This is a genomic window from Pseudonocardia sp. NPDC049635 (genome assembly GCF_040659795.1).
Lineage (GTDB): Bacteria > Actinomycetota > Actinomycetes > Mycobacteriales > Pseudonocardiaceae > Pseudonocardia.
The window spans coordinates 50,874-72,014 of sequence record NZ_JBFAON010000008.1 but is presented as its reverse complement, the minus strand read 5'-3'; the positions used below and the strand labels follow the sequence as shown (position 1 = coordinate 72,014).

23 protein-coding genes and 1 pseudogene are annotated in these 21,141 nt (G+C 72.9%); 10 read left to right on the top strand and 14 right to left on the bottom strand.

Annotation, left to right across the window (positions count from 1 at the left end):
* Positions 1–7 precede the first annotated feature (7 nt).
* The 3 genes and pseudogenes from AB0J24_RS12420 to AB0J24_RS12410 form a co-directional block, all read left to right on the top strand.
* Positions 8–1,585 (top strand): annotated as a pseudogene (locus AB0J24_RS12420) (cation acetate symporter); the annotation flags it as partial.
* A 401-nt stretch (positions 1,586–1,986) separates the two neighbouring features.
* Positions 1,987–2,316 carry a rhodanese-like domain-containing protein gene (locus tag AB0J24_RS12415; protein WP_358679613.1) on the top strand — a complete coding sequence of 110 codons (330 nt, stop codon included), beginning with the start codon at positions 1,987–1,989 and terminating at the stop codon, positions 2,314–2,316.
* Between the two features lie 4 nt (positions 2,317–2,320).
* Positions 2,321–3,358 carry a DUF4328 domain-containing protein gene (locus AB0J24_RS12410; RefSeq protein WP_358679610.1) on the top strand — a complete coding sequence of 346 codons (1,038 nt, stop codon included), beginning with the start codon at positions 2,321–2,323 and terminating at the stop codon, positions 3,356–3,358.
* A gap of 941 nt (positions 3,359–4,299) precedes the next feature.
* On the opposite strand, the gene AB0J24_RS12405 is transcribed toward AB0J24_RS12410, so the two are convergent.
* From AB0J24_RS12405 to AB0J24_RS12395, 3 genes are all read right to left on the bottom strand, one after another.
* Entirely contained in the window at positions 4,300–4,728 is a 429-nt protein-coding gene (locus AB0J24_RS12405) for a hypothetical protein (RefSeq protein WP_358679607.1), read from the bottom strand.
* 143 nt (positions 4,729–4,871) lie between these two features.
* Positions 4,872–5,492, bottom strand: a complete 621-nt coding sequence (locus AB0J24_RS12400) for a hypothetical protein (RefSeq protein ID WP_358679604.1) — start codon at positions 5,490–5,492, stop codon at positions 4,872–4,874.
* Positions 5,493–5,640: 148 nt separating this feature from the next.
* Positions 5,641–6,930, bottom strand: coding sequence for a cytochrome P450 (locus AB0J24_RS12395; protein ID WP_358679602.1), 1,290 nt, complete (start codon positions 6,928–6,930; stop codon positions 5,641–5,643).
* Positions 6,931–6,951: 21 nt separating this feature from the next.
* Between AB0J24_RS12395 and AB0J24_RS12390 the strand changes: the two genes are divergently transcribed.
* Positions 6,952–7,884 (top strand): DUF5926 family protein, encoded by a 933-nt coding sequence (locus AB0J24_RS12390; RefSeq protein WP_358679599.1) that lies wholly within the window; start codon positions 6,952–6,954, stop codon positions 7,882–7,884.
* Positions 7,885–7,946: 62 nt separating this feature from the next.
* Here AB0J24_RS12390 and AB0J24_RS12385 read toward each other — a convergent pair whose 3' ends face one another.
* Together AB0J24_RS12385 and AB0J24_RS12380 are read right to left on the bottom strand one after the other, a co-directional pair.
* Complete coding sequence (locus AB0J24_RS12385; protein ID WP_358679596.1) at positions 7,947–8,483, bottom strand: ferritin; 537 nt, start codon at positions 8,481–8,483, stop codon at positions 7,947–7,949.
* A 73-nt stretch (positions 8,484–8,556) separates the two neighbouring features.
* Complete coding sequence (locus tag AB0J24_RS12380) at positions 8,557–9,045, bottom strand: hypothetical protein (RefSeq protein ID WP_358679593.1); 489 nt, start codon at positions 9,043–9,045, stop codon at positions 8,557–8,559.
* Positions 9,046–9,117: 72 nt separating this feature from the next.
* Here AB0J24_RS12380 and AB0J24_RS12375 point away from each other — a divergent pair, with 72 nt between their 5' ends.
* Positions 9,118–9,999: a pyridoxal-phosphate dependent enzyme gene (locus AB0J24_RS12375; protein ID WP_358679591.1), complete on the top strand. Its 882-nt coding sequence runs from the start codon at positions 9,118–9,120 to the stop codon at positions 9,997–9,999.
* Here the strand turns inward: AB0J24_RS12375 and AB0J24_RS12370 are convergent.
* Positions 9,897–10,442 carry a hypothetical protein gene (locus AB0J24_RS12370; protein WP_358679588.1) on the bottom strand — a complete coding sequence of 182 codons (546 nt, stop codon included), beginning with the start codon at positions 10,440–10,442 and terminating at the stop codon, positions 9,897–9,899. The genes AB0J24_RS12375 and AB0J24_RS12370 overlap by 103 nt on opposite strands.
* Positions 10,443–10,448: 6 nt before the next feature.
* Positions 10,449–11,273, bottom strand: coding sequence for a CPBP family intramembrane glutamic endopeptidase (locus AB0J24_RS12365; RefSeq protein ID WP_358679586.1), 825 nt, complete (start codon positions 11,271–11,273; stop codon positions 10,449–10,451).
* Positions 11,274–11,330: 57 nt separating this feature from the next.
* On the opposite strand from AB0J24_RS12365, the gene AB0J24_RS12360 reads away from it, so the two are divergent.
* A complete protein-coding gene (locus AB0J24_RS12360) occupies positions 11,331–11,909 on the top strand; it encodes a hypothetical protein (RefSeq protein ID WP_358679583.1) in 579 nt (192 codons plus the stop codon).
* The gene (locus tag AB0J24_RS12355) at positions 11,906–12,229 is read left to right on the top strand and encodes a DUF3817 domain-containing protein (protein ID WP_358679580.1); all 324 of its coding nucleotides are present in this window, start codon (positions 11,906–11,908) and stop codon (positions 12,227–12,229) included. The genes AB0J24_RS12360 and AB0J24_RS12355 overlap by 4 nt, the downstream gene beginning before the upstream one ends.
* A 9-nt stretch (positions 12,230–12,238) precedes the next feature.
* Here AB0J24_RS12355 and AB0J24_RS12350 read toward each other — a convergent pair whose 3' ends face one another.
* The gene (locus tag AB0J24_RS12350; RefSeq protein WP_358679577.1) at positions 12,239–13,021 is read right to left on the bottom strand and encodes a DUF2470 domain-containing protein; all 783 of its coding nucleotides are present in this window, start codon (positions 13,019–13,021) and stop codon (positions 12,239–12,241) included.
* 138 nt (positions 13,022–13,159) lie between these two features.
* Here AB0J24_RS12350 and AB0J24_RS12345 point away from each other — a divergent pair, with 138 nt between their 5' ends.
* The 3 genes from AB0J24_RS12345 to AB0J24_RS12335 are packed head-to-tail and all read left to right on the top strand — an operon-like array spanning position 13,160 to position 15,780.
* A complete protein-coding gene (locus AB0J24_RS12345; RefSeq protein WP_358680015.1) occupies positions 13,160–14,068 on the top strand; it encodes a hypothetical protein in 909 nt (302 codons plus the stop codon).
* A gap of 3 nt (positions 14,069–14,071) precedes the next feature.
* Positions 14,072–15,064: a prephenate dehydratase gene (pheA, locus tag AB0J24_RS12340; RefSeq protein WP_358679574.1), complete on the top strand. Its 993-nt coding sequence runs from the start codon at positions 14,072–14,074 to the stop codon at positions 15,062–15,064.
* Positions 15,061–15,780 (top strand): histidine phosphatase family protein, encoded by a 720-nt coding sequence (locus AB0J24_RS12335; protein ID WP_358679572.1) that lies wholly within the window; start codon positions 15,061–15,063, stop codon positions 15,778–15,780. The genes pheA and AB0J24_RS12335 overlap by 4 nt, the downstream gene beginning before the upstream one ends.
* Positions 15,781–15,850: 70 nt before the next feature.
* Here the strand turns inward: AB0J24_RS12335 and AB0J24_RS12330 are convergent, their stop codons facing one another.
* From AB0J24_RS12330 to AB0J24_RS12305, 6 genes are all read right to left on the bottom strand, one after another.
* Positions 15,851–16,606 (bottom strand): ATP-binding cassette domain-containing protein, encoded by a 756-nt coding sequence (locus tag AB0J24_RS12330; RefSeq protein WP_358679570.1) that lies wholly within the window; start codon positions 16,604–16,606, stop codon positions 15,851–15,853.
* Positions 16,603–17,640 carry an iron chelate uptake ABC transporter family permease subunit gene (locus AB0J24_RS12325; protein ID WP_358679567.1) on the bottom strand — a complete coding sequence of 346 codons (1,038 nt, stop codon included), beginning with the start codon at positions 17,638–17,640 and terminating at the stop codon, positions 16,603–16,605. Before AB0J24_RS12325 ends, AB0J24_RS12330 begins: the two co-directional genes overlap by 4 nt.
* The gene (locus AB0J24_RS12320; protein WP_358679564.1) at positions 17,633–18,619 is read right to left on the bottom strand and encodes an iron chelate uptake ABC transporter family permease subunit; all 987 of its coding nucleotides are present in this window, start codon (positions 18,617–18,619) and stop codon (positions 17,633–17,635) included. Before AB0J24_RS12320 ends, AB0J24_RS12325 begins: the two co-directional genes overlap by 8 nt.
* 72 nt (positions 18,620–18,691) lie before the next feature.
* Entirely contained in the window at positions 18,692–19,687 is a 996-nt protein-coding gene (locus tag AB0J24_RS12315) for an ABC transporter substrate-binding protein (protein WP_358679561.1), read from the bottom strand.
* 171 nt (positions 19,688–19,858) lie between these two features.
* Complete coding sequence (locus AB0J24_RS12310; RefSeq protein WP_358679558.1) at positions 19,859–20,626, bottom strand: ABC transporter permease; 768 nt, start codon at positions 20,624–20,626, stop codon at positions 19,859–19,861.
* A 164-nt stretch (positions 20,627–20,790) separates the two neighbouring features.
* On the bottom strand, positions 20,791–21,141 hold the full coding sequence (locus tag AB0J24_RS12305) for a metallopeptidase family protein (RefSeq protein WP_358679555.1): 351 nt from the start codon (positions 21,139–21,141) through the stop codon (positions 20,791–20,793).

The following is a 21,141-nucleotide window of genomic DNA, read 5'->3' as shown; positions in this document are numbered from 1 at the left end:
CGCCGCGCTGGCCCAGGCCGAGTCCGTCGGCAGCGTCACGGCCAATCTCGGGTTCTTCCTGCTGTTCGTGATCGTGACGCTGCTGATCGTGCTGCGGGTCAGCCGCACCAACGCGACCCGCGCCGACTACTACACCGGTGGGCACGCCTTCACCGGCCCGCAGAACGGCACCGCGATCGCCGGGGACTTCCTGTCCGCCGCGTCGTTCCTCGGGATCGCCGGTGCGATCGCGCTCTACGGCTACGACGGGTTCCTCTACTCGATCGGCTTCCTGGTCGGCTGGCTGATGGCGCTGCTGCTGGTCGCCGAGCTGCTCCGCAACACCGGCCGTTTCACGATGGGTGACGTGCTGGCCTTCCGGATGCGCCAGCGCCCGGTCCGCGCGGCCGCCGCGACGTCCACCCTGGTCGTGTCGCTGTTCTACCTGGTGGCCCAGATGGCGGGCGCCGGCGGGTTGATCTCGCTGCTGCTGCAGATCCCGAAGGACGACTCGTTCTCGCAGGCGATGGTGATCGTCGTCGTGGGCGGGCTGATGGTCGTCTACGTGCTGTTCGGCGGGATGAAGGGCACCACCTGGGTACAGATCATCAAGGCCGGCCTGCTGCTCGTCGGGTCCGCCGTGATGACGACCTGGGTGCTCGGCCGGTACGGCTTCGACCTGTCCACGGTGATGGACCGCGCGACCGAGAACTCCGAGCACGGCGAGGCGGTGCTCGAACCGGGCCTGCAGTACACGAACAAGGTCGACTTCATCTCGCTGGGGCTGGCGCTGGTGCTCGGCACCGCCGGCCTGCCGCACATCCTGATGCGCTTCTACACGGTGCCCTCGGCCAAGGAAGCCCGCCGCTCGGTGGTCTGGGCGATCTGGCTGATCGGCACGTTCTACCTGTTCACGCTGGTGCTCGGGTACGGCGCCATGGCGTTGCTCCCGCCCGGCGCGGTCACCAGGGAGAACCAGAACGACGCGGCGCCGCTGCTGGCCTACGCGCTCGGTGGCGAGATCATGCTCGGTCTGATCGCGGCCGTCGCGTTCGCGACGATCCTCGCCGTCGTCGCCGGGTTGACGATCACCGCGTCCGCCTCGTTCGCGCACGACGTGTACGCGGGCGTGCTCCGCCGGGGCAACGCCACGCCGGACGCCGAGGTACGGGTCGCCCGCACCACCGCGCTGGTGATCGGGTTGGTCGCGATCGGTGGCGGCATCGTCGCCAACGGTCAGAACGTGGCGTTCCTCGTCGCGCTGGCGTTCGCCGTCGCGGCCTCGGCGAACCTGCCGACCATCCTGTTCTCGCTGTTCTGGAAGCGGTTCAACACCACCGGGGCGCTGTGCAGCATCTACGGTGGTGTGCTCATCTGCGTGGGCCTGATCGTGGTCTCGCCCGCGGTGTCCGGTTCGCCGAACTCGATGATCCCCGGTGCCGACTTCGCCGTCTTCCCGCTGTCGAACCCGGGACTGGTCTCGATCCCGGCCTCGTTCCTGCTCGGGGCCGTCGGCACGTTCCTCGGTGGCACCGAGCGGTTCGGCGCCGCCCGCTACGCGGAGATGGAGGTCCGGTCGCTGACCGGCGCGGGCGCGGTCCGTGCCACGACCGCCCCGAAGGAGCAGCCGAAGCGGCCGCCCGTGACCACCACGTCGGTCGGCGCCGTCCCGGCCTACCGCGGTGACCGCAGCACCCGTCCCGGATGGGCGCCGACCACCCCGGCGCCGGATCGTCGGCAGCCGACCGGCAGGCAGGCCGGGGACCTGTTCGGCGGGTCCGGTGTGACCGGTGCGTACCGGCCGCCGTCAGGCATCCGCGGGACGAGCGAGCAGCGTCCGGCCCCGGCGAGCACCGGGCCGGGCGAACCGCCGCTGGACGCCAATGAGATGACGATCCCGCACGGGTCGCTCTACCGCGACGACCCCCGGTCGTGACGCCGCCGGGCGTGCGCTGAGCGGTCCCGGCTCACCGGGGGTTGACGGTGCGGCGTGGCAGGATGGCGGGCATGTCCGAGCCGGTGCCCACCGTCAGCGTGTCCGACCTTCCTGCCGACGCCCCGATGCTGGACGTCCGTGAGCTCGACGAGTGGACGGCCGGACACGCCCCGTCCGCCCGTCACCTCCCGATGTCCGAGCTGGCGGGCCGGGTGGCCGAGGTTCCGGGCGATGATCCGCTCTACGTCGTGTGCCGTTCCGGCGGTCGTTCCGCCAGGGTGGTCGCGTACCTCAACCAGCAGGGCTTCCCCGCGGTGAACGTCGCGGGCGGCATGCAGGACTGGGCCGCCGCCGGTCGCGACGTGATCACCGACGACGGCAGCGCGCCCCGGATCGCCTGAGGCCTTGGCGTCCCCAGCGGCACCGCCGCCCTGCCCACGGTGCGGCCGGCAGGCCGGGCCGGGCAGCGGCGCCTTCTGCCCCTGGTGCGGCCGCTACCTGGCGGCACTGGACTGGGTGGCGACGCCACCGGATCCGGCGGTCCTGCCGGACTCGTTGCGCCCCCGCGGCCCGGAGCCGGCCCCGGTCCGCTACACCGGGCCGCCGCGCTACCGATCGGTGCCCCGCTGGGGTCTCCCGGTCGGGCCGTGGCGGCCGCCGGCCGGCGCGGCCGACCCGCCTGGCCCGCTCGACCGGGTCCGCTGGCTGGCCGGGCAGCTCATCCCGGTGCTGTGGGTGGTCGTCGTGATGAGCGCGGTCGCGGCCGCCGCCGAGATCTGGCGGTACGCCCTTCTCCTGGAGAGCCGGTCGGACGCGCTGTCCCCGGGTGTCGTGGCCTGGTCGGACGCGATGGTCTGGTTCGGCGGCTGGTCCGCGGTGGCGGCGGTGATCGCAGCCGGGGTGCTGGTGATCTCGTGGAGTCTCTGGTCCTGCCGGGCCGCCGCCGAGCAGGCAGGACTGCGGCCGTGGCGCAGCCGACGCCGGATCGTCGCGGGCTGGGTGGTGCCCGGGTGGAACCTCACGGCACCCGGCTCCCTGCTCGCCGAGACCGAACACGCCGCGCTGGGGCTGCCCGCCGACCGGCGGCCCACCCCGTCGCGGGAGATCCTGGTCTGGTGGGTGCTGTGGGGTGTCTGCGTGCTGCTCGCCGCGCTCGCGTTCCTCGGCCGCTTCCGGAGCGGCACCCAGGCGCTCGCCGACGGGGTGGTGCTGCACGCCTGGGCGGACGCGTTCGCCGCGGTGACCGCGTACCGGACGATCCGTGTCGTCCGGTGGATCACCGGTCTGCTGGAGCCGGGGCCGCGTGGTCCTCGGGAGATTCTCGTGCGGCCGGGTCCGGGCGCTCCGGCAGCGTCGACGCCGCAGCGGCCCGAGCCGGATCCGGCGTCGGGCCCGGTGCTGCGGCCGGGCTGGCGGGGACGATCGGGCGGGACGGCATGGTGACCTCGGCGTGACCGCCCTCGGATCGGGGTTCGGGCCGGGCGCCTGTCGTCGACGCCCCGGTGCCCGGTGAGGCCGGGTCGGCGTGCACCGGGGGTCGCCCGGCGTAGCGCGGCGCGGGGAGCGCGACGGCCGGTGCTCCGGTGTACCCGGGTGCGCCCGGCCCCGGGGGCGGGCCGCCCAGCGTGGGTTCGCCGGGCCCGGCCGACCCTCGTCCGGCCCGCCCCGACGTCACCGGGCCGGAGTTCCCCGGCCCGGGTCCCGCCGATCCCGGGCCGGCCGATCCGGGTCCCGCCGATCCCGGGCCGGCCAGGTCGGGGCCGCCCGGTCGCGGGCCGGCCCGGTCGGGTGCTGCCGGACCTGCACCGGTCCGGCCGGGGGCGGGTGCCGCACCCGGCCGGCCGGGGCCGGCGCTTCCCGGGTCCACCGGAGCGGTGCCCGCCCGACCGGGCACCCGCCACCCCGCGGAGCCCGGTCGCACGGCGACCGACGGCCCCGCGGTGAGGGCGGTCTCCGAGATCGCGCGCAGCCGCTTGCGCACCTTTGCGACCGTCCGGTCCGACCCGCGCACGACGACCGACAGCGCGAGCCGGCCGCCGTGCGGATCGGCCACGGTGTGCAGGACGTGCCGGTCCGGCCCGGCCTCCAGCACCAGCGTGATCAACCCGCCGGAACCGGGCGCCAGCGCGAGCCCGATCCGGACCAGCTCGGCGTGCGCGGCCCCGCGGACCTCGTCGCGGTGGTCGTGCTCGGCGGGCCTGCCCAGCCCGAACCGACCGGCCGAAGTGTCCGGCCCGCACACGTCGAGCACCATCCCGCTGTCGACGTCGATCAACGCGGCGGACCGGATCCGGGGGTCGGTGAGCAGCGGCCCGAGCACCGCGGCGAGGCCGTCGGTCCGGACCGTGACCGAATGCCAGTGACGTCCCACGCGGTCGGGCGGCTCAGCGCTGCTGCGCGGGGAAGAACGCCTGGCCCGACTGCTGCGGGGCCGCCTGCGGCGACGACATCGTGAACTGCTGCTCGATGACGCGCAGGTCGCGCCGGGCCATCGCCAGGTTGGCCTGGGCGCGGTTGAGCACCAGGTAGAAGAACAGCTGCTCGTCGGTGCCGCGGATGATCCGGATCAGGTGGTACTGGCTGTCCAGCGTGATCAGGATGTCCTCGATGCCCTCCCGGAGCCCGAGCTTCTGCATGACCTCGAGCTTGGTGCGCACGACCTCGGAGTTGCCGGGTGCGGCGACGTCCAGGTCGAACTCCGGGCTGCCGCCGCGCGACCCCAGCGTCATGCCGCTGTCGTAGTCGACGATCGCGACCGCGAAGGCGCCCTTGATGTTGGCCGCCATGTCCAGTGAACGATCGATGTTGTTCATGTGGTCTGCCTCCGCACGGCGCATCGACGCGGCCGTGTTCAATGATCAGGGAGCGGGCACCGGGAAGCTCTCCGCGAGGAACGGAAAGATCGTCATCGAAATGTCCCGGCGAGTGCATAACAATAACCCTGAATCACGATACGTCAACTCTCCGTCGCGGACGGCCGGTCGAGGCGTCGCAGCCCGGTGAGGATCCGCGCCATCGTGCGCAGGTCGTCGGACCAGCGACTGCCCGGCCGGTCCGGTGGTTCGGTCGCGGTGCTCGTCGGGGCCGGCGCCGGTGGGGGCTGCCCGGCCGGGGCCCGGCGGGGGAGCGGGATCGCGGCCGGTGGGATCCGCTCGGCAGCCGGGGCGGAGCCCTGCACCGGCACCGTCGTCGGATTCGACGGGAGCGCCAGCAGCGCTCGCCGGGCCAGCGCGAGGTTGCCGCGCACCCGGTCCACCTGCAGATACGCCAGTAGGGTCGCGCCGTCGCGGTGCAACGTGCGCACCAGGTGGTAGGTCGCGCCGGTGGTGATCACGGCGTCCTCGAAGCGCGCGCCGGCCGGCGTCGCGGTCTCCGCGCCGGCCCAGCCGAGTACCACCGCGACCCCTCCCGGGACACCCTCGGCCGGCCCCGCGGCCTCGACGGCCGGCGCCGAGCCGTCGGCCGGGGTGCGCGCGACGGTCGCCGCCGCCACGTGTGCGGCCACGACCTGTCCGGTGCCCGGGTCGGCCACGCAGGCATACCGGACACCGGGTGCGTCGAGTGCGTCCCTGAGCACTTCCGACCACGATTCCACCGGGGTGATTCCAGCACGCCCGCCGGATGTGGTCGACGGCGCACCGGCAATTCTTCGAACCACCCTCGGGGTCATTTCGGGTGCGCTCAACGCAATTCTTCGGATGGCGCTCGACGATGATTCGTTCGGCTCAGCACGACGAGGGCCGTTCGGTCGAGGTGGTGAGCCGCAGTTCCGACCAGCCGCGCATGACGAACCGGGGCCTGCGGACCGGGGCACCGTCCGGTGCCGCGTCGGGGAGCAGGAACAGCAGCGCGCGCAGCACCTCGGCGATCTCGAGGCGGGCCAACGGGGCCCCGAGGCAGTAGTGCACACCCGCGCCGAAGCCCAGGTGCGGGTTCGGCGACCGGCCGACGTCGAGCCGGTCGGCGTCGGCACCGAAGACGGCGGGGTCCCGGCCGGCCGCGCCGAGCAGCGCCCCGATCCGGCCGCCGGCCGCGACCGGGTACCCGGCGACCGTCGTGTCCACCACCGCGGTCCGCTCGAACAGCTGCAGCGGGGCGTCGAACCGGATGAGTTCCTCGACGGCCGTACCGATCAGCCCCGGATCGGCGAGCAGGCGTCGCCACTGAGCCGGGTGCCGCAGCAGCGCGTGCACCCCGTTGCCGATCACGTTGACGGTCGCCTCGTGCCCGGCCATCAACAGCAGCGCTGCGGTGCCGACGAGCTCGTCGGCACCGATCCGGTCCCCGGAGTCGCGGACGACCAGCAGGTCGCCGATGAGGTCGCCGGTGCCCTCCGCCGTCCGGTCCGGCCCGGCCCCGGATCCGTGCCGGGTGCGTTCGGCGACCAGGTCACGCAGCATCACGACGAACTCCGCGGCCGCCCGTTCGGCCGCACGGCGCGCGTCCGGCCCGGGATCGGGCTCGTACATCGCGACGATCGCGTCCGACCACTCGCGCAGCGGCGCACGCCGGTTCTCCGGCACGCCGAGCAGGTCGGCGATGACCTGGACCGGCAGCGGCTCCGCGACCAGCGTGACCAGGTCGGCCGGTTCGCCGTCGCGCACCCGGGTGACGAGTTCCTCGACGAGTGCGGTGGCGCGGGCGCGCACCAGCGGGGCGAGCCGCCTGGTGTGCCCGCGGGCGAACGCGGCGGCCACCAGCCGGCGTAACCGGGTGTGCGGTTCGCCCTCCCGCTCCAGCAATGAGTTGCGGTGCAGCAGGTTGAACGCGGCCAGCTCGGCCTCGGGGCGGGCGTCGGTCCAGACCCGGCCGAGACCGCGGTCGCGCAACACCGCGGAGCAGGCCGCGTGGGTGACCGCGACCGGCAGGCCGAGCCCGGGGTGATCGTGCACCGGGCCGGCGGCGCGGAGCGCGGCGTAGTCGGGATAGGGATCGTCGAGGAAGTCCGGGTCCGCGGTGTCGAACGGCGACGGGGCGGGGCCGGACCGGGGGTCTGGCGAGTCGGACGCATGCATCACCCGCTACCTTGCCGGGTGATGGGCAAGAAGACGCGTAACCGTGCCAACCGTTCCGAGGCGGCCGCCGACAACCCGCGCCGGCCGTGTCCGTGCGGCTCGGGGAAGCGGTACAAGGCCTGCCACGGCGCCGGTGACGACATGATCGTCGTCCGGCCGTTCGAAGGGCTGGCCGCCGAGCCCGATCTCGTCGCGATGCGCGAGTTCCTTCCCTCGGCGACCGCCGCGCTGCCGGTGCGCGAAGGCGGGCCGGTCACGCTGGCGTCGGTGCTGCCCGGCGCCTCGGCGGCGCTGGTCCGGGACAACGGCGAGATCCTGCTCGGGATGCAGGTGCAGACCCGGTCCGGGGACCTGTCCGCCGATCTCGCCGGTGCGCTGGCCTGGGCCCGCTCCGCGGAGCCCGGTTCGTCGCTTCCGGTGGTCGGGCCGGACCGCCGGACCGGGGAGCGGCTGCAGGACGTGCTCGAGCCGGAGACCCCGCTGGAGCCGACGGTGCACACCGACTTCGCGTGGTGGCTGCCCGGGGAGAGCCCGGACCCGGAGGCGGCGGCGATGCTGGAGCGCGCCAACTCGGTGATCATGCCGACCGAGGCGGTCGTCGCGCCGGGCGTGCGGGGCGCGTACTGGGTGGACACCGGATCGAAGGCGCACGTCCGCTGGGTGCGGACCGAGGACGAGACGCAGCTGATGGCGGCACTGGCCCGGCTGTCCGACCAGGGCGGTCTGGAGCTGGGCGAGGGGTCCCGCTATGCCGGGTCGTTCCGGGCGCACGGCCTGCTGGTGCCGGTCTGGGACGTCGACCGCGACATGCACTCGTCGGAGTGGGCGGGTCCCGCCGGCGACTTCGCCAAGCGGTTGGACGAGGCGCTGGCGGGGCTGGCCGAGAAGCCGCTGACCGACGCCGAACACCGGGCGCGCGACGTGCTCGCCGGGAAGCAGATCACGCTGCGGTAGCAGGGCAGCGGACTCCGGTGCCCGAGCGGCACCGGAGTCGCTGCGGACCGACGGGGAGTCCGTCAGAGGCGGCCGCCGGCGACGGCCGGAGCGGTGGGGTCGGCCGGCTCGCCCTTGGCGAGCTCGCGGGCGACGAAGTCCTCGATGTGGAACAGGTCGTCACCGGCGCGCCGGACGATGGTCAGCAGCGTGGTCATCGAGGCGACCTCCTCGACCTGCTCCTTGAGGAACCACTGCATGAACTGCTCGCCGAGGTAGTCGCCCTCGTCGCGGGCGGTCCGGGCGAGCGTGGTGATCTGCTCGGTGACGTGCTTCTCCTGGGTCAGCGCGAGCGACACCACGTCCTCGACCGAGGCGAAGTCGTTGTTGACCGCGTCGACGCCGGGGATGGTGGCCTTCAGGTCGTTGTCCAGCATGTACTGGACCATGCTCATCGCGTGGTTGCGCTCCTCGATGGCCTGCGCGTAGAAGTGCGCGGCCAGCTGCGGGAGGTCCTGGTCGTCGAGCCACACGGCGATCGCGGTGTACTGCTGGCTGGCGGTGAACTCGCTGCGGATCTGGTCGCGCAGCAGGGCGTGGAACTTGGTCTCGTCGGTCATGAGATCCAGATTAGCGCCGATCCACCTTGTCTTGAGGCATTCCAGATTTGAGGTCTGTCTCAGTTGGAAAGGTTCACCTTTCTCCAGGTGAGGGGCCCTTTCGTGATGCATCGCCTGAGCTGCGCGGGGTCGCCGGGCGGGCGTGTTCGCGGACCACGCCGGGCCCGGAACCGGTCGTCAGGAGGGTGAGTTCCCAGGGGCCGGAGTCCACCTCGCCCGACCGGTCGTAACCCACCCAGCGGCCCCGCGCGGAGCGACCCGTCGGATCGACGACGAGCTGGATCGCGCCGTGGTAGCGGGCGCCGCGGTAGTGACCGTCGACAGCGGTGTACTCGGTCCAGGTGCCGGTGAGGGCCCGACCGTCCCGGGTCAGCCGGAGCTCGAGACGCGAGTCGTTCGATCCCGGGATGCTCCTGATCTCCACCCGGACGCCACGGGACCGCACGACGACGTGGTGGCAGCGGTCGATCGGCCCCATCGACGTGCTGACGTAGGCGTACCGGCTGAGCCACACGCCGCTGAGCCCCGAGGACCGGAACCGCCACCACTCCCGAGGCCCCATGCCGATGATCGTGGCGGGTAGCGTTCCCCAGCGCAACGATCGGCCGGACATCGGGCGCCTACCCTTCGGAACGTGGACCGGGTGTGGGAGGCGGAACTGCGGTTGCCGACGCCGCTGGTCGAGCTGCGCGATCCGCTGTTCGGCACCTGCCGGGTGCTGCTCAAGCGCGACGACCTGATCCATCCCGACGTGCCGGGGAACAAGTGGCGCAAGCTCAAGTACCTCGTACGGGACGCGCGCGACCGTGGGGCCGACACCCTGCTCACCTTCGGCGGAGCCCGTTCCAACCACGTCCGGGCCGTCGCGGCCCTGGGGGAGCGGCTCGGCTTCCGGACGGTCGGCGTCATCCGCGGCGAGGAACGGCCGACGAACCCCGGTCTTCGTCGCGCCCAGGAGCGCGGCATGACGCTGCACTACCTGGACCGGGCGACCTATCGGCGCAAGAGCGACCCGGACGTGCTGGCGGCACTGCACGACCGGTTCGGCGGGGCGTACGTGGTGCCGGAGGGCGGGACGACACCGTTGGCGTTCCCCGGGCTCGCCGAACTGGTGAACGAGTTCGACCGGCCCTACGACGCGGTCGTGTGCGCCGTCGGGACCGGTGGCACCCTCGCCGGAATCGCGGCGGCGTTGCCGGCGGGCCGGCGGGCGATCGGCATCAGCGTGCTGCGCGGAGCGTGGTCGCTCGATGCCGAGGTGGCGGCGCTGCACCGGTCGGTGCTCGGTCACCCGCTGGACAACTGGACGATCGACCACCGGTTCCACTGCGGCGGCTTCGCCCGGCGGGACGCCCGACTCGACACCTTCCTGGCCCGGTTCGGCGATCGGCACGGTTGGGCACCGGACCCGGTCTACGTCGGGAAGGCACTGCTCGGGCTGTCGGTGCTCACCGGTGCAGGAGAGTTCGACGGTGAGACGGTCGTGGCGATCGTGTCCGGCCCCGGGGCGGGCTGAACCAGCCGCGTCAGCTCCCACGGCCCGGTCTTGATCGTGTGCCGCTTGGAGATGCCGAGCCAGCGGCCGGTGAGCGTGGTACCGGTCGGATCGAGCACGAACTGGGCGACACCGTGGTAGGTGGCGGCGCGGTAGTGGCCCGTGGGTGAGGTCCGTTCCCGCCAGGTCCCGGTGACGAGGGCGCCTTCGGTCCCCAGTGACAGGGTCAGAGTGCCGCCCGACCCGTCCTGCCGGCTCGTCGCGACCAGTCGACCGTCCCGGTTGTCCACATCGACCACGTGCACCGACTCGAAGTCCTCACCCCGGCTGGTGCTCGGGTAGCCGTAGCGGCTGGTCCAGGCGCCGCGGAGGTCGGCCACCGGGGAGAGCGACGGACGGTCCCGGCCGGGGCCGGCCACCGGGGCCGCCGCAGCGGCGGCCGTGCTCAGTTTCAGCAGCCACACCCGCGGTCAGAACGGCAGCACGTCCGCCAGCAGCGCGTAACCGACGAACGCCACGATGTCGATCACCAGGTGCGCCCCGACGAGCGGCCACAGCCGGTTGGTCCGCTGCCAGTACCGGGCGAAGACCAGACCCATCACGACGTTCCCGACGAACGCCCCGACCCCCTGATACAGGTGGTAGCACCCGCGGACGACGGCGGCCACCAGCGCGGACCGGTTCTCCGACCAGCCGAGCTGCCGGAACCGGGTGAGCAGGTAGCCGATCATGACCACCTCCTCGGCCCAGGAGTTCGCGGCCGCCGAGAGGATCAGCATCGGGATCCGCCACCAGTCGTCGGCCAGCGTGCTGGGTGCGACGTCCAGGGTGATCCCGGCGGCCCGGCCCACCAGGTAGAGTCCGAGCCCGGGGATCCCGATCAGAGCGGCCAGCCCGAACGAGTGCAGCGTGTCGCGTCCCGGCCGGCGTCCGTCCAGTCCGACCCGGCGCAGCGCGAACCCGGCGCGCAGCAGCAGGTACGCGGCCAGCGCACCCCACCCGGCCAGCTGCAGCGCCCGGACCAGCTGGAACGCCAGGTCGATCCAGGCGTCGGTGGAGGCGGGCGCGTTCAGCGCGACCTGCTGGTCGGTCAACGGCTCCGGGGCGAGCAGCGCCTCCAGCAGGGACAGGGCGCTGCGCAGCCCGGAGAGCCCCAGTGTCACCGTCAGCACGACGGCGATCTCCAGGCCGATCAACCGTCGTTCCCGGCGGTCGGTGACGACGGCCGGGTCCGCCGGCGCCGCCGGGCGCAGCCATCCGCGCAGACCACCCGCGGTGGCCGGTGCCCTCGTCACGGTGGTGATCCTCGCAGGCCCGGTGCTCCGCCCCGCGGCGGTGCGTACCCTGGGGGCGTGTTGCGGTTGCTGCTGTCCCCGAAGTGGATGGCCTGGCACGTGCTCACGCTCGGTGCCATGGTCACCTGCGGCTGGCTGGCCGCCTGGCAGTGGGGCCGGGCCGGTTCGGCGATGGGCTCCGCCCTGAACATCGGGTACGGCCTGCAGTGGCCGCTGTTCGCCCTGTTCTTCGGCATCATGTGGTGGCGGTTCCTGCGGCTGGAGATCAACGACCTGAGGGCGGCCCAGGCGGTCGAGGAGGCCGCAGCCGATCCGCCGGCGTCCGTCCCCGCCGCGGGGGCGCCCGAGCGGGCGGCGACCGATCCGGTCACCGCCGAGCGGACCTCGGGCACGCAGCCCGCCGCCGAGCGGGCGACCGCCGGGCCGGTCACCACTGAGCGTGCCGCCGGTGGGCCGGCCACCGCTGTGGCCGAGCGGGCCACGGCGCCGGCCACAGCCGCTCCCGCACCCCGGCCCTCGCCCTTCACCGCGCGGCCCGCCGGCGTGACCGCACCCCCGCCCGCGGATCCCCAGCTGCGGGCCTACAACGAGGAGCTGGCCCGCCTCGCGGCCCAGCACGAGGAGGCCACCCCGTGACCGTCGCGACCGCGCTGAAGGCCTTCCGGATCTCGGCCTGGATCACCGGGGTGGGCCTGCTGCTGCTGACCTTCTACGCGATGCCGGCGAAGTACGTCTTCGGCGACCCGCGGCCGGTCGCGTTGATCGGCATGGTGCACGGCTTCCTGTACATGATCTACATCGTGTGCACCCTGGTACTGGCCGAGCGGTGCCGCTGGAAGCCGGTGTTCGCCGTGGTCGTCCTGGCGGCCGGGACCGTGCCGGTGGCGTCGTTCGTCGCGGAGCGGCACGTGACCCGCAAGGTGCAGGCCGAGCACCTCGCCGCAGCGAACACCTGACGCCCCGGCTCAGGGCTGGTGCGCCACCGGGCAGCCGACCAGCTCGGTGAACCGCTTCTGCAGCTCGGCCGGGGTGGTCGCCTCGGCCGAGAACGCCAGCCGGACGTCCTGCGTGCCGTTTCCCGTCGTGGGAACCCGCACCCGCAGCCCGAACCGGTCGACGCCGATCGGCCGGATCCGCCCGGTCGCACCGCCCGGGGACCGCAGCGCGGGGGGCAGGTGCCTGCGCAGCGCGGTCAGCATGTCGGGGTGCGCCCGGTCCAGGTGCTCCAGCCACGCCTGCTCGACCCGGCAGAACGGGTCCGGTTCAGCGGCCGACAGCTCGACCGGTGAGACGGGTGCGCAGCCCTCGGCGTCGGAGTACACCACCGACGACGGGTGCAGCCGCAGCAACGTCGCGCCCCGCCCGGCGTCGAGCAGGTTCGGGTGCGGCGCCCGCTCGGCCAGCCGCAGCGCGCGGTCCCGCCCCGTCCTCGGGTCGGGCTCGCGCAGGTGTCCCAGCAGCCAGAGCAGCTCGCGCACGGGCTCGGGCAGCGGGACCGGCGTCGCGCCGGTCAGCTCCAGCATCACCGGCAGGCCGTCGACGGCGAGCCGGGTCTGTTCACGGACCGGGTGGTCGTCGGGCAGCAACAGGTCGGTCGTGCCGTCCGGCCACGTGTGGTGCATCAGTGGCGCGCACGGTTCCGGTTCGCCGGTCCCGACGAGTGCGGCGCGACCGCCGCGGGTGACCAGGCTGCGGGCGCGCTCGGCGACGGCTGGCGTCGGCGGGCGTCGCGTGCGGGTGGTTCCCACTCTCACCTCCATTAGGTAACCCTTACCTAATCAGGTGTGAGTGTTCCCTGTCCAGTGCTGGGTGAGGTGCCGTTGGGCCGGGCCGCAAACCCCCGTTGTCTACCCGTCGTGACCCGACCGTTAGCGTCTGTCGGCGTGATGACCGTGCCCTCGGGTTCCGCTGCCGACCCGTGGCCGATCCGTCCGCTGCTGGCTGCGCTGGTCGACGACACCAGCCTGCTGCAGCCGCGGGCCGTCGCACCGGGTGTCGACGCCGTGGTGTCGCGCTACCTGGCCGCTCGCGACGGTCACTACGGAGGCCTCGTCGGCCGGCTGGTCTGCCCGGCCTCGCAGCTGCCCGCCGTGGTCACCGAGCTGGCCCGGTCCGCCCCGAACCGACCCGCCGAGCTCGCGCTCGTCGTGGACACCGGACTCGGCGCGGTCCCCAAGGCCCTGTCCACGGTGTTCTCCCGGTCCAGCCTGCTCACACCGAGCACCGTCGAGTGCGCCGCCCCGCCGGACGTCGACGGGATCTGGCTGGAACGCGTCTCCGAGTTCGTCCCCGACGAGGTCACCCCGGTCGTCGAACCGCGCCGCCCGGTCGACGGTGACGCGGAGGGCACGGTCGCCTGGCTGGCGGCGGTCCGCAAGGTCGCCGAGCACGGCTGCACGCCGAAGATCAGGATGGGCGGCCCGCGGCCGTCGGACGTGCCCGAGGTCGAGGACGTGTACGCCTTCCTGCAGGCGGGTCTGGAGAGCGGTGCCGGCGGGATCTCGGCGCAGGGTGTCGACCGGATCGTCCGCGAGGAACCGTCCGGCACGTTCACCCGGGGCAGGCACGGTCTGCTCAACCTGATCGCGGCGGTCGCCCGGATGACCGGTGTCAGCGCCTCGCCCGATCCGGTGCCGGACGCACTGGAGTGCACCGACGGCGAGAAGCTCGCCCGCGAGCTGGACGAGCTGCCCCCGGCCGCCGTCGAGCAGGTCCGCAGCGTTCTGCCGCGGTGCGGCGTCGACCCGGACCCGGTGCCGATCGCCGATCTCGTCGCCCTCGGGCTGCTGGACTGAGCAGTGTCGCCCCAGCAGCCGACCCAGCAGCCGACTCCGTTGCGGATCGGGTTCCTCGGCCCGCACGCCACCTTCACCGAGCAGGCCCTGCACACCCTGCCCGAGTCCCGGGACGCCGAACTGGTGCCGCTCCCCGGCGCACCGGCGGTGCTCGCCGCCGTCCGCGACGGTTCGGTCGACGCCGGTTGCGTCCCGATCGAGAACACCGTCGAGGGCGCGGTGCCCCCGGTGCTCGACGGCCTGGTCGCCGACCCGCCGCTGGTCGTCACCCGGGAGGCCCGGATCGCCGTCCGGTTCTGCCTGCTCGGCCGCCCCGGGACCGGGCGGACCGGTGATCTCGGCGCGATCCGCACGGTCGCCTCGCACGGTCACGGCATCGCGCAGACCAGGGGCTGGCTGGCCGAGCACCTGCCCGACGCCGAGATCCGGGTCAGTTCCTCCACCGCGGAGGCCGCCGCGCAGGTCGCCCGCGGCGAGGTGGACGCCGCCGTCGCGGCGCCGCTCGCGGCGAGCCGGAACGGGCTCGACGTGCTGGCCGACGACATCGCCGACAATTCCGGCGCGGTCACCCGGTTCGTGCTGCTCACCCGGCCCGCGCTCCCGCCGGAACCGACCGGCTGGGACCGCACCATGCTCGCGGCGACCACCACCAACCGGCCCGGCACCCTGCTCGGCCTGCTCACCGAACTGACCATGCGCGGGATCGACCTGACCCGGATCGAGTCCCGCCCGGTCAAGGACCGGCACGCCGAGTACTGGTTCCACCTCGACTGCTCCGGGCACGTCGCCGAGCCGGCGATGGGGGAGGCGCTCGCCGCTCTGCACCGCCGCTGTGACCGGCTGATCTACCTCGGCTCGTTCCCGCGGTCCGACGCGCGACCGGAGCAGCCGGGCGGCACGGGCAGCCCGGTGGCGCCGCCCGCTGCCGCGACCGCCGACGACTACGCGGCGTCGCAGCGCTGGCTCAGCACCGTCCGCGAAGGGACGGGCCGGTGAGCGACGAGACCGCCACCGCGTTCGCCGCGACCGACGGCGGGACCCGGGACGCCCACGTCCCGCCGGACGACGGTGCCGTCCGGCTGGTGCTCGTGCGGCACGGTCGCACCCCGTCGAACGTGCGGCACGCGCTCGACACCAAGCTCCCGGGCCCCTCGCTCGACGCGCTCGGTCACGAGCAGGCTGCCGAGGTCGGCCGGTTGCTCACCGGCTGGCCGGTCCGCGCCCTCTACTCCTCCCTGGCCACCCGCGCCCGCGAGACGGCGGCCCCGATCGGTGCCGCGCTCGGCCTCGACGTGCAGCTGCTCCCGGGGGCGCACGAGATCTTCGTCGGGGAGCTGGACAACCGGGCCGACGACGAGGCCCGGGCCCGGTTCGACGAGGTCTTCGCCTCCTGGTGGGGCGGTGACGTCGACCGGCCGATGCCCGGTGGCGAATCCGCGCGCGACGTCTGGGACCGGTTCCTGCCGGACCTGGACACGGCCCTCGACGGTGTCGACAGCGGCGCCGTCGTGGTGGTCAGCCACGGTGCGGCGATCCGGCTCGTCACGTTCGCGCTGCTGGACTCCCGGGGTGCGCCGGGGACCGCCCCCGCGACCTTCGGCCGGGACCGGCCCGTCCCGAACACCGGGCGGGTGGTCCTGCGGCGGGACCCGGACGGCTGGGCCCTCGAACTGTGGGACCCGATGCCCCGGGACCGGACCTCCGCGCACTGAGCCCTCGCCGACCCGGTGACACCGTCGCGAACACGCGGCCGGCAGGGCGAGCCCGGCGCCGGGGGCGGGTTCAGAAGTAGATCGCGAGCGGTCCGCGGGGGCCGTCGACGACGGTCACCTCGGTCCGGAACACCCGGGTCAGCACCTCGGAGGTGATGATCTCCGAGGGGGGCCCGACGACCGAGATCGCGCCGTCCTCGATCGCGCAGATCGTGTCGGCGTAGTGCCCGGCGAAGTTGATGTCGTGCAGGACGACCACCACCGTCCGCCCCAGCTCGTCGGCGGCCCGGCGGAGCTGGCGCATCATCTGCACCGAGTGCTGCATGTCGAGGTTGTTCAGCGGCTCGTCGAGCAGCAGGTACTCGGTGTCCTGCGCGAGCACCATCGCCACGTAGGCGCGCTGACGCTGCCCGCCGGAGAGTTGGTCGAGGTAGCGGTCCTGCAGCGGCACCAGATCGAGGAACTCGATCGCGGCGTCGATGTGACGCTCGTCGTCGACGGTCAACCGGCCCTGCGAGTACGGGAACCGGCCGAACCCGACGAGCTGGCGGACCGTGAGCCGGGTGACGAAGTTGTTCTCCTGCCGCAGGATCGACAGGACCTGGGCGATCGTGCGGGAGGCGGTGGTCGCCACGTCGTACCCGCCCACCTCGATCGCCCCGCGGTCCGGCCGCAGCAGCCGGCCGATCATCGTGAGCACGGTGGACTTGCCGGCACCGTTCGGGCCGACCAGCGCGGTGACGCCGCCCTGGGGGATCTTCAGGTCGATCGGGCCGATCGAGACCTCGGAGCTGTAGGTCTTCGTGACGTCGGTCAGCGAGATCACAGTCGGCCCTTCCGGAGCAGGAACACGAGGAACACGGTGCCACCGACCAGCTCGATGATGATCGTCACCGCCCCCTGGGCGTAGAAGACGTGCCGGAGCACCACGTAGGCGCCCGACAGCACGGTCACGCCGATCAGGAACGACATCGGCAGCAGCAGTCGGTGGCCGTAGGTGTCGGCGAGCTGGTAGGCCAGCGTCGCGACCAGGAACCCGAAGAACGTCATCGGCCCGACGAGCGCGGTCGTCATCGCCATCAGGATCGAGACCAGCAACAGGATCCGGCGCTGTTCGGCGAGGTGGTTCACCCCCAGCGCCCGGGACACGTCACCGCCGAGCGCGACGACGTCGAGCCGCCGGGCCCGCCAGTACAGGACGGCGGCCGCGACCAGCGCGATCGGGATGGCGTAGACCAGGTACTCCGACCGCGCGTTGGACACGTTGCCGAACAGCCGGGCCGTCAGGACGTCGAATTCGCTCGGGGTCAGCAGGCGCTGCAGGAAGGCCGAGAGCGACCCCAGGCCACCGCCGATGACGACGCCGACCAGCAACATGATGTGCAGGTTCGCGAACCGGCCGGACAGCAGCCAGCTGTAGAGCAGGGTGGCGAAAGCAACCATCAGACCGGCCTGGAGCAGGAACTGCGCCGGGCCGGTGACCAGGACGAACCCGGCGACACCGAACAGGAACACCGCGGCGGTCTGGACGGCGACGTACAGGGCCTCGAAGCCCATGATCGACGGGGTGATGATCCGGTTGTTCGTCGCCGTCTGGAAGCTCACGGTGGCGAACGACTGGCAGAGCGCGACGACGAGGATCACGACCACGTCGGTCGTCCGCATGGTGACGATCCGCCAGAAGCCGTCCGTGCCGAACGGCATCGGGTTGCCGTAGGTCAGCAGGATGGTGACGAAACTCAGCGACAGCACGGTGAGCACGGCCATCGACGCCCAGTAGCGGATCGCGTGCCGCCGGTCGTGCAGCGGCCGGGTGCGCCGCGTCGGGCCGGCCGCGGCGCGGGGCACGGTGTCAGCCACGGCGACGCTGCCTCAGCAGGAGGAACACGAACACCACCGAGCCGACCAGCCCCAGTACGAGCGAGACGGGCACCTCGAAGGGCATGACGACCGTCCTTCCCACCAGGTCGCACGCGGTGACGACGGCGATGCCGAGCAGACAGACCCACGGCAGGTTGCTGCGCAGGTCGTCACCCCGGAACATCGAGACGATGTTCGGCACGACGAGCCCCAGGAAGGGCAGCGCACCGATGACGACGGTCGTCACCCCGGTCGCGACGGCGACCATCCCGGTGCCCATCAGCAACACCGCGTTGTAGTTGACGCCGATGTTGGTGGCGATCTCCTTGCCCAGCCCGGCCACGGTCAGCCGGTCCGCGACGAGGAAGACCGCGAGCGTGACACCGGCGACGATCCAGAGCAGCTCGTACTGGCCCCGCAGCACCGAGGTGAAGCTGCCGGCGAACCAGATCCCCAGGTTCTGCAGCATGTCGGTGGTCAGCGCGAGGAACGTAGACACCGAGCTGACGACGGCGCCGAGCATGATGCCGATGATCGGCACGATCAACGACGAGCGCAGCGAGACCCGGCGCAGGACGGCGAAGAAGACCAGGGTGCCGACGAAGGCGGACAGGATCGCCCCGGCCATCCGCGCGGTCGTCGGCGCGGTCGGGAAGAGGATCATCGTGACGAGCAGGCCGAGGCCGGCCCACTCGGTGGTGCCGGTGGTGGAGGGTTCGACGAACCGGTTCTGGGTGAGCAGCTGCATGACCAGCCCGCACAGGGCCATCGCGGCGCCGGCGAGCACCAGGGCGACGGTGCGCGGGATGCGGGTGATCCCGAACATCTCGGCACCGTCCTCGCCGCCGAAGACGTCGTAGACACCGACGGTGAGCGAGAGCAGCAGCAACCCGCCGGTCCCGAGCGTCGCCAGGACGAGCGGTGCGGCGCCCCGGAGGCGGCGCGCCGTCGACGGGGGAGCGGGTGTGGCGGTGGACATTCGCGGGCCCTTCGGCATCACGTCCACCTCCCGGCCCGCGGGGACGGGCGGCGGGCCGGGAGGTGGCGAGGATCAGGACGCGGGCGCGGCGTTCGACTCGAACGCGTCGGCGATCGACTCGAAGAGCTCGGTGTAGGCCTGGATGTCCTCGGTCAGGTAGAAGTTCGAGGCCAGGTACACGATCTTGTTGTCGCGGACGGCGGGGACGTTCTGCAGAGCGGGTGAGTTCTGGATCAGGTCCGCCGCCGGGACGTAGTCCTCGCCGGTCGAGGACAGCGGGGCGTCCCGGTCGAGCACGAGCAGCCAGTCCGGGTTCGCGGCGGCGATCGCCTCGACGCTGATGTCGTCACCGTGCGAGACGTCGTCGGCGGCCGTGTCCAGGGCCGGGGTCAGCCCCAGGATCTCGAAGACCGGGCCGATCGAGCGGCCGGTGACCGGTGCGACGTAGGAGATCGTGCGGCCCGAGGTGAGCAGGCCCATCACGGTCTGCTCCGGGTCGTAGGCCTCGGTCGCCCGGGCGGCGGCCGCGTCGAGCGCGTCGGCGAGCTGCTGCGCGTCGTCCTCCCGGCCGAAGGCCGTCCCCAGGCCGAGCACCTGCCGCTTCAGCTCCTCGTCGAGGGGCTTCCCGTCCTGCGGGTCGAAGGTGAGGACGGCGGCGTCCGGGGCCGCGGCGCGGATCTCGTCGGCCTGGTCGGAGAACCGTCCGCCGTTCACCACCAGATCGGGGTTCGCGCCGACCAGGGCCTCGAGATTGGGTTCCCGGTGGGTGCCCATGTTGGCGATCGAGCTGTCCTGGCGGTAGCTCATCTCCTCCGGCATGAGGTCGACCGGTGCGGCGACCAGCGGGATGTCCCACTCCTCGAGCGTGCGGAACGCCTTGTTGTCGGTGGCCGCGACCCGCTGGGCCGGGAACGGGACGGTGACCACCCCGGTGTTGTCGGTGACCTCGACCGTGCCCCCCGCGGCAGCGGGCTCCTCGGTCGGACCGGCTCCGCAGGCGGCGAGGGCGAGTGTCGCGGTGAGGACCGAGGCGACGAGCCCCGCGCGGGAACGGTGCGTGCTTCTCAACGAACTTTCTCCTTGCCGGCGGACGGGCTGCGATGAGGCACGCCCAAGATGAACGCAGGCAAACCTAAGCAAATTCTGTGCAACCACAAGTATTTCGTCGGCTATCGAGGTTCGGATCACACCACCGACACCGTCCCGGCGGCATGCGATCCCACGACGTGGGTCGGCCGTTCACCTGCGTCCGGAGTGGCCGGGCGTGGTCCGGCCGATCAGTCTGCGGGCCACCATCTCGACGGTCACCAGCGCCGCGATGGTCTCCGCCGCGAGGAGCCCCGCCAGCACGAGGATCTGCGCGGCGGCCGCCTGGACCGGGTCACCGCTTCCGAGCAGGACGCCGACGAAGGCGCCGGGCAGGGTCACCAGCCCGACGGTCCGGGTCTGGTCGAGCGCGGGCACCAGCGAGTCGTGTGCGGCGTCGCGAATCACCAGCAGGGCTGCGTCCCGGGGCGGAAGTCCGAGCGCGAGCGCGGCCTCGTACTCGCCGAACCGGTCGGCCAGCTGAGCCAGTGCCCGCCGACCTGCGAGCGACGTCGCCGTCATCGCGCCACCGATGATGATCCCGGCGACGGGCACGATCGCGACGCCGGTGAGGGGCACCGCGCCGGTCGCGAGCACGATGCCGAGAACAGGTGCCGTCCCTGCTCCGATCGACACCCCGGCGAGGAGTCCGGAGCGCTCCGGGGTCAACCGCCGGCCGGAGGTGAACGTGGCGGCGCCGAGCATGAGGAGGACGAATCCGGCGGTCGTCCACCCGTTGCGGAGCACGACGACGATGACGACGGCGACCGCGCCGAGCTGTACGACGGCACGACAGGTCGCCCACGCCGACATCCGGGCCGTCCCGGTGGAGCCCACGAGGGCCGCGATCACCGCGACGGCCGTCAGTGCCACGACGGCCACCGCCGTCGGCCACGCGGCCAGCGTCTGGGTTCCGGTCACCGGCTCATTGAACTCGCCCGGTCCGGTGACCGGCTGCGGCCCCACGACCGTCCGCGGTGCCCTCATGAGGACCGGCCGGAGGGTGCCCCGTCGGGTGCGAGGGAGTGCGTGGCCGCAGCGCCGCCACCCGGCCCGGCAGGGGTCGCGGCGGGCCCTGAGCCCGTTCAGCCCCAGCCGAGCTCGTGCAGCCGCTCCTCGGAGACCCCGAAGTGGTGCGCGATCTCGTGCACCACGGTGATCGCGACCTCGTCGACGACCTGTTCGTCGTCCTCGCAGAACTCGAGCACCGCGTCCCGGTAGATGGTGATCCGGTCGGGGAGCTCACCGGTGTAGTCGGCGGTCCGCTCGGTCAGCGCGACACCCTCGTAGAGCCCGAGCAGGTCCGGTTCGTCGGGGTTGCGGGCCTCGACCAGCACGACGACGTTGTCCATCGCCGCGGCGAGCTGCTCGGGAACGAGATCGAGTGCGTCGCCGACCAGCTCCTCGAACCGGTCCGGCGTCATCGTGACGGGCAC

Excerpts from the sequence above, each read along its gene's own strand:
- AB0J24_RS12385 (WP_358679596.1), bottom strand. The coding sequence starts at position 8,483 with ATGACCGACGAGACCAAGTTCCACGCCCTGCTGCGCGACCAGATCCGC.
- AB0J24_RS12380 (WP_358679593.1), bottom strand. The coding sequence starts at position 9,045 with ATGGGGCCTCGGGAGTGGTGGCGGTTCCGGTCCTCGGGGCTCAGCGGC.
- AB0J24_RS12405 (WP_358679607.1), bottom strand. The coding sequence starts at position 4,728 with ATGAACAACATCGATCGTTCACTGGACATGGCGGCCAACATCAAGGGC.
- AB0J24_RS12415 (WP_358679613.1), top strand. The coding sequence starts at position 1,987 with ATGTCCGAGCCGGTGCCCACCGTCAGCGTGTCCGACCTTCCTGCCGAC.
- AB0J24_RS12345 (WP_358680015.1), top strand. The coding sequence starts at position 13,160 with ATGACCGTGCCCTCGGGTTCCGCTGCCGACCCGTGGCCGATCCGTCCG.
- AB0J24_RS12320 (WP_358679564.1), bottom strand. The coding sequence starts at position 18,619 with ATGTCCACCGCCACACCCGCTCCCCCGTCGACGGCGCGCCGCCTCCGG.
- AB0J24_RS12395 (WP_358679602.1), bottom strand. The coding sequence starts at position 6,930 with ATGCATGCGTCCGACTCGCCAGACCCCCGGTCCGGCCCCGCCCCGTCG.
- AB0J24_RS12390 (WP_358679599.1), top strand. The coding sequence starts at position 6,952 with ATGGGCAAGAAGACGCGTAACCGTGCCAACCGTTCCGAGGCGGCCGCC.